This is a genomic window from Promineifilum sp. (SeqCode) (assembly GCF_041918635.1).
Lineage (GTDB): Bacteria > Chloroflexota > Anaerolineae > Promineifilales > Promineifilaceae > Promineifilum.
The window spans coordinates 1-5,996 of the sequence record NZ_JAYRVJ010000629.1; the positions used below are offsets into that span (position 1 = coordinate 1).

Below are 5,996 nucleotides of genomic sequence, written 5' to 3' on the forward strand. Positions count from 1 at the left end.
CTGGACTTCTTCGCCGATACTGTATTTACCCAGGCGACGTTGGCCGACCTGGCCTACGATGACCAGGTCGCCATGTATCAGGCCAACGTCTCCGCCGGTCGCTGCCGCGCCGTGGAGTACGAGCAGCGCTTCTACGGCGACCGGCTGGTGTGCGACACCGAAGAGCGCTACGCCGCCGCCTGCGCCAGCGAGAATCCCCCGGCCAGTTGCACCCTCGGCCCCCGCGACTCCGCCTCGCTCATTCAACTCATCCAGGCCGACGTAGTCCAGCCCACGGTTGTCGAATCGTGGGACTTGTGGGACTCGCTCTTCAATCGAGACGAAATCTTGCAGCAGGCAGCGCAGAAGTACCCCGGGGCCGAGATTCAGTTCCGGCGCTGGCTGACGCTCGACTTCATCACCAGCCCGCAATCCAGCTATCCGGAGATCGCCGGCGTGCGCACGGCCATCCTGGGCACGCTGTGGGTAGTCGGCATCGCCGTGCTGTTCAGCTTCCCGCTGGGCGTCGGCGCGGCCATCTACCTGGAGGAGTACGCCAATAAGGGCAGCCGCATCAACCGCATCATCCAGACCAACATCAACAACCTGGCCGGCGTGCCGTCGATCATTTACGGCTTGCTGGGGCTGGCCGTGTTTGTCCGGGCGCTGGAGCCGATCACCAGCGGCGCGCTCTTCGGCGTGTCTGACCCAGCGGTCGCCAACGGCCGGACGGTGCTGTCGGCGGGGTTGACGCTGGGGCTGCTGGGCTTGCCGGTAATCATCATCAGCGCCCAGGAGGCCATCCGCGCTGTGCCGAGCTCGCTGCGCCAGGCCAGCTACGGGCTGGGGGCGACGCGCTGGCAGACGGTGCGCAGCCACGTCTTGCCCAACGCCATCGGCGGCATCCTGACCGGCGTCATCCTGTCCATGTCGCGCATCATCGGCGAGACGGCCCCGCTGGTGGTCGTCGGCGCGTCCACGTTTATCACCACTGACCCCACCGGCCCCTTCTCCAAATTTACCTCACTGCCGTCCCAGATTTACCAGTGGACGGCGCGCCCGCAGGACACCTTCCGCGACATCGCCGCGGCGGCCATCGTCGCCCTGTTGCTCCTGCTGTTCATGCTCAACGCGACGGCCATCTACCTGCGCAACCGCTACGGCAAGCGGATCGGATAACTTCAACCAAGCGAGACCTGACAGGTTGGCGGACAGGAGTCCGCTCGAAACCTGTCAGGTCTTACGACAGGAACCATGAACGCTCTCGCACCCTATTCAAACGGCCTGAGCGCCGGCGCCGACTACGCCATCGAGGCGCGCGACCTGGACATCTTTTACGGCAGCTTTCGCGCCGTCAAGGGCATCAATCTCCAGTTCCACTCGCGGCAGATCACGGCCCTCATCGGCCCATCCGGCTGCGGCAAGAGCACAGTCTTGCGCGCTTTCAACCGCATGAACGATCTCATCCCGTCGGCGCGCGCCGAGGGGGAGATTCTCTTCCACGGCAAGAACATCTACGATCCCGACGTAGACCCGGTGGAAGTGCGCCGCCGCATCGGCATGGTCTTCCAGAAACCCAACCCGTTTCCCAAGTCGATCTATGAGAACGTCGCCTGGGGGGCGCGCATCAACGGCTTCAAAGGCTCGAAGGGGGATATGGACGCTCTGGTGGAGGAGTCACTGCGCGACGCGGCGGTGTGGGATGAGGTGAAGGACAAGCTCGACCAAAGCGGCCTGTCGCTCTCCGGCGGCCAGCAGCAACGCCTGTGCATCGCCCGGGCCATCGCCATCCGGCCGGAGATTATCCTGATGGACGAACCGGCCTCGGCCCTCGACCCCATCTCGACCCTGCGCATCGAGGAACTGATCCAGGAGTTGAAGCGCCACTACACCATCCTGATCGTAACCCACAACATGCAGCAGGCGGCGCGGGCGTCGGACTTCACCGCCTTCTTCAACATGGACACTGACCGCGCCGGTTATCTGGTGGAGTATAACCAGACGAACGAACTGTTCACCAACCCGAAGAACGAGATGACGGAGCAGTATATTACTGGGCGATTTGGCTAATCACAGAAGTCAGAAGTAAGCAGTAAGAAGTGAGAAGTTAGGGAATTGGGGATCGGCTACAGAAATCTGCGGATTATTTTCTTAAGGAGACGTGATGCGCGAGTCATTTGATCGGGAACTACAACGGCTTGAGGATGAAGTCTTGCGCATGGGCAGCGAGGTCGAAGAGCACCTTGTCAAAGTCACCGACGCCTTCATTCATCGCGACCGGGTCACGGCCGAACGGATGATCGGGGCCGACCAGTCCATCAACGAACGGCGCATCAAGGTCGGCCTTGACGCGCTGACGCTGATCGCCACCCAGGCCCCGATGGCCCGCGACATGCGCCTCATTGCCGCCATCATGGAGATCGTCGGCGAACTGGAGCGCATCCACGACTACATCAAGGGCATCGGCCGGATCAGCCTGGGCCTGGGCCCGGAACCCATCCCGGCGGCCTTCGCGCAGCATTTGCCGGAGATGGCCGAGTACGCGCGCGAGATGCTGCACCTATCGCTCAAAGCGTTCGCTGACCGCGACGCGGCCCTGGCCCGCCGCATCCCGGCCGAGGATGACAAGGTCGATTTCCTTTTCAACCACCTGTACGGCGAGATCGTGGCCTACATGATGGCCGAGCCGCGACAAATCCATTGGGCCAATCATCTAGAATGGGCGCTGCACAACCTGGAGCGGTCGGCCGACCGCACCATCAACATTTGCGAGTGGGTGATCTACATGACCACCGGCGTCTACTCCGAGATGAACATGGGTGAGTACGAGGCGCCGCCCGCCAACCAATTGTGAGTGCGATGCCTAAGAGGCCAGAATGACCGCTACAATCGAGATCTTCAAGTTCGAGAAAAACGTTGATCAGTATGCAGCCGGCGACACCATCTTCCGGGCGGGCGACGAGGGCCACTGCATGTACGTGGTGCAGGATGGAGAACTGGAGGTCATCGCCCACGACAAGGTGATCGACGTGGTCACGTCCGGCGGCATCTTCGGCGAGATGGCCCTGGTTGACCGGTCGCCGCGCAGCGCCACCGTCGTCGCCCGGACGGATTGCCGGCTCGTGGCGATTGACGAGGCCAAGTTCATGCAGCACGTCCACCGCACGCCGTTTTTCGCCTTGCAGGTCATGCGCATTATGACCGATCGCTTGCGCAAGCGGCTGCAGGACAGCGCTCCGGCCGCGGCCGATTAGAGATCGCGCAACACCCAACTCGAGAGAGTGGCCCCATTCGCCGCCGCCGGTATGATCGAGTGCTCATGAACCGGCGACGGCGTTTTTTGTGGGTCTGGCTGGGGGCGCTTCTGGCGCTATCGGGCCTGTTGCCAGCCGGCTGCGGACAGCTCGAGAGCCTGCCGGCCATCCTCTTTCTGCGCGCCGACGATCAGGGCCGCGCCCAGCTTTTCCGTCAGGACAATCCTGATGAGCCGCCGCGCCAACTGACCGCTGAGGGTGGGCCTGAACTCCTCGATTTTGCCCTGTCGCCGGATAGCGAGACGATTGTCTACGCCACGCAGACGGCCGGCGGCGCGGCGCTGCGGCTCATCTCCCCCGAAGGCCAGGACGACCGCGAACTACTGGCCTGCCCCGACGCCGAATGTTCCGGCGCGGTCTGGTCACCCGACGGCGGGCGGCTGGTCTACGAGCGGCGGGCGCTGGCCGGCGGCGTCGCCGGCTCGCCCCGCCTCTACTGGCTTGACCCGACCACCAGCGAGACGCTGCCGCTCATCGAGGGGGACGATACGCCCGGCTATGGGGCGCGCTTCTCGCCCGATGGGGAATGGCTCAGCTACGTCTCGCCGCGCGACGAGGGGATCGTGTTCTACCGGCTGAGCGACGGCGCGCAACGCCTGTTGGGCAGCCGCGTCGGCCGTCCCGCCGCCTGGAGCCCCGACAGCGCCGAGGTCATCGTGGGCGACCTGACGCTCCATGCCGACCCCTCCCAAGACGTGTCCGGTGTGGGAACACCTGACACGTCTGTTCAGGAGTCCTCGACAGTCTACTTGTACCGGGTCGCGTTGGCGGAGACGGGGACGCGTCAGCGACTCAGTCCGGAGAGCACGGTGGATGATAGCGCGCCCACCTGGTCGCCGGATGGGGAGTGGATCGCGTTCGGCCGGAGCGTGCCCGACGCGGCCTTTGGGCGGCAGTTATGGGTGATGCGCCCTGACGGCAGCGAGGCGAGGGCGCTGACCAACGAACCGGCCTACTATCACGGGCCGCCGGCCTGGTCCCCCGACGGCCGCTACCTGCTTTACCAGCGATACGATCTGGCCGACCCAACGGCGGTTAGCGATATTTGGCGGCTAGACGTGAGCAGCGGCGAGGTGACGCGACTCGTCGCGGATGGTTTCTTGCCCACGTGGCTGCCGTAGAAACCCGGTTTCTTGGGAGAAACCGGGTTTCTATTTAGGCAAAGAACAATAGATATATCAAGAAGGCCAGGACGATCAGCGTCAGGAAAACCAACACCCCTAGCAGCAGCGCTAATCCCTGGTTACCACGCTTGGGAGGACCGCCGGCTGGTTCCGCGTAAATCGCCGGCGCGGCTGGAGGTGGCGCGACGGCCACAGGCTCGGCGGGCGGGACGGCTACAGAAGCCACCGGCAAGGGGGACGAATCCCCAGCCACGGACGACTCGGCGGTCGTCGCGTAGGCGACTTCGACCGGCGCTTCCTGCGCGGGTGATTCCTCCCAGACGGTCGTGGTGAGAGGCTCGACCGCCGGCGCGACCGGTTCAACGTCTGGCGCAACGGCTTCGACAACCTCGGCCGGCTCCTCGGCAACCCACTCGATCGGTGGGACGGACTCCTCCACAACCGCCGCGCCAGCTGCCGCCTCAACAACGATCGGCTGCGTGTCGAACAGGTCTGGCGAGAGTTCGTCGAGTTCGGCCTGGGCGCGGACGTGGCCGGGATCGAGCGCCAGGGTCTTGCGCAGATAGGCGGCCCGCCGCGCGTCGGACTCGACCAACTGGCTGAGCAAGTACCAGGCCTGGGCGTCGTCGGGGTCGCGCTGGATCACGTCCGCGGTGAGGAGTTGGGCGCGCTCCGAATCGCCGGCGCGCGCGGCGGATATGGCCTCTTGCAGGGTCGTCATCTCTTCCCTCGTAACATCCGATTTATGTCAAACATTGTACCATGCGCGAGACAGGATTCAACCAGAAACTCGGTTTCTCGGAAGAAACCGAGTTTCTAGCGCGGCCGGCGCGTAGCCGACAGCAACCCCACCACCGCCCGGCCCAGCTTCTCGCTGTCGTGCCGCCAGGGGCGCGCCTCATCCACCAGATCGAGGGCGCGCAGGGGGACGCGGGGCGACGGCCGCGGCACTACGAATCGCGTGTGGCCGCCGCCCGTCTCCGGCGGGATAGACAGGTTGTCGTTCGCCAGTACCAGATCGACGAAGTCGGCCGGCGCGTGCTGCAAGAGCGCCTCCACGTGATCGGCCACGGTGTACTCGTCGGTTTCGCCCGGTTGCGTCGCCAGATTGCAGACGTAGACGACCGGCGCGCGGGCGTGAGTCAGCGCCTCGGCCAGATCGCGGACGAGCAGGTTGGGTAGAATACTGGTGTAAAGGCTGCCCGGCCCCAGCACGATCAGGTCGGCGGCGAAGATGGCCCGCAACGCCGGCGGATAGGCCCGCACCCCGGCCGGCTCCAGTCGCACGCGCTCGATGTGGCCGCCCACCTTCGGGATGGCCGACTCACCCACCACCTGCCGCACGTTCCCCTCCGGCGTCAGCACGTCAGCGACCAGGGTCACATCCTCCAGCGTCGAAGGCAATACCTGCCCGCGCAACGCCAGCACGCGCTGGGCAGCCAACAGCGCTTCGTCAAAGCTGCCGGTGATCCCGGTCAGGGCCGCCAGCAGCAGGTTGCCAAAGGCGTGCCCCTGCAACGTCTGGCCCTCTTTCCCGTCAGCCGGGGATAGCGCGTCGGCGTGGCCGTTCAACCCAACC

General features: G+C 64.9%; 7 protein-coding genes. 5 read left to right on the forward strand and 2 right to left on the reverse strand.

What is annotated here, in order from left to right:
- From pstA to ACE3UY_RS18520, 5 genes are all read left to right on the forward strand, one after another.
- Window positions 1-1,158: phosphate ABC transporter permease PstA (gene pstA / locus ACE3UY_RS18500; protein ID WP_374688959.1), on the forward strand; the 1,158-nt coding region annotated here is incomplete at its 5' end.
- A 75-nt stretch (window positions 1,159-1,233) separates the two neighbouring features.
- A complete protein-coding gene (gene pstB, locus ACE3UY_RS18505; RefSeq protein ID WP_374688960.1) occupies window positions 1,234-2,049 on the forward strand; it encodes a phosphate ABC transporter ATP-binding protein PstB in 816 nt (271 codons plus the stop codon).
- 94 nt (window positions 2,050-2,143) lie between these two features.
- A complete protein-coding gene (phoU, locus tag ACE3UY_RS18510) occupies window positions 2,144-2,833 on the forward strand; it encodes a phosphate signaling complex protein PhoU (RefSeq protein ID WP_374688961.1) in 690 nt (229 codons plus the stop codon).
- Between the two features lie 22 nt (window positions 2,834-2,855).
- Window positions 2,856-3,233 (forward strand): Crp/Fnr family transcriptional regulator, encoded by a 378-nt coding sequence (locus ACE3UY_RS18515; protein WP_374688962.1) that lies wholly within the window; start codon window positions 2,856-2,858, stop codon window positions 3,231-3,233.
- Window positions 3,234-3,298: 65 nt separating this feature from the next.
- Window positions 3,299-4,414 carry a TolB family protein gene (locus ACE3UY_RS18520; protein ID WP_374688963.1) on the forward strand — a complete coding sequence of 372 codons (1,116 nt, stop codon included), beginning with the start codon at window positions 3,299-3,301 and terminating at the stop codon, window positions 4,412-4,414.
- Window positions 4,415-4,448: 34 nt separating this feature from the next.
- Here the strand turns inward: ACE3UY_RS18520 and ACE3UY_RS18525 are convergent, their stop codons facing one another.
- A complete protein-coding gene (locus tag ACE3UY_RS18525; protein ID WP_374688964.1) occupies window positions 4,449-5,138 on the reverse strand; it encodes a hypothetical protein in 690 nt (229 codons plus the stop codon).
- Window positions 5,139-5,233: 95 nt separating this feature from the next.
- On the reverse strand, window positions 5,234-5,996 hold a 763-nt coding region (gene yvcK, locus ACE3UY_RS18530), incomplete at its 5' end, for a uridine diphosphate-N-acetylglucosamine-binding protein YvcK (protein WP_374688965.1).

Excerpts from the sequence above, each read along its gene's own strand:
- ACE3UY_RS18515 (WP_374688962.1), top strand. The coding sequence starts at position 2,856 with ATGACCGCTACAATCGAGATCTTCAAGTTCGAGAAAAACGTTGATCAG.
- phoU (WP_374688961.1), top strand. The coding sequence starts at position 2,144 with ATGCGCGAGTCATTTGATCGGGAACTACAACGGCTTGAGGATGAAGTC.
- ACE3UY_RS18520 (WP_374688963.1), top strand. The coding sequence starts at position 3,299 with ATGAACCGGCGACGGCGTTTTTTGTGGGTCTGGCTGGGGGCGCTTCTG.
- pstB (WP_374688960.1), top strand. The coding sequence starts at position 1,234 with ATGAACGCTCTCGCACCCTATTCAAACGGCCTGAGCGCCGGCGCCGAC.
- ACE3UY_RS18525 (WP_374688964.1), bottom strand. The coding sequence starts at position 5,138 with ATGACGACCCTGCAAGAGGCCATATCCGCCGCGCGCGCCGGCGATTCG.